Annotated in this window: 1 protein-coding gene; it reads right to left on the bottom strand. The window is 65.4% G+C overall.

The features are described 5' to 3' along the window. Positions 1–512: POTRA domain-containing protein (locus tag AC1DY5_RS58310; protein ID WP_478123137.1), on the bottom strand; the 512-nt coding region annotated here is incomplete at both ends.

The following is a 512-nucleotide window of genomic DNA, read 5'->3' as shown; positions in this document are numbered from 1 at the left end:
CCGGATCACTTCGTCGCGCGTGCGGTCGTTGCCCCCGATGGCGACGCGCCGCACATAGACCCGGCGCTCCGGCTGCGCGTTCAGGGTGAGCGCCACCCGGTTGGTCGTGCGATCGATTTCGGGCGTGGCCTGCACGCGGGCGAAGGCATAGCCGAAGGAGCCGAAATAGTCGGCGAAGGCCTTGGTGGTCTGGGTCACTTGCTCGGCGTTGTAGGGCTCGCCGGGCTTGATGGCGACGAGGGTCTTGAACTCTTCTTCCCGGCCCAGGTAGTTGCCGTCGAGCTTCACGCCGGAGACCACGAACTTGTCGCCCTCCGTGATGTTGACCGTCACCGAAAGGTCTTGCCGGTCGGGCGAGATCGCCACCTGCGTCGAGTCGATGCGAAACTCGAGGTAGCCGCGCGACAGGTAGTACGAGCGCAGTGTCTCGAGGTCGGCGGTGAGCTTGGCGCGCGAATACTGGTTCGACTTGGTGTACCAGCTGAGCCAGCCGCCGGCGTCCTGGTCGAACA

It is taken from the genome of Variovorax sp. P4_D9, from assembly GCF_056401695.1.
This window is presented reverse-complemented; position numbering and strand designations above follow the sequence as displayed.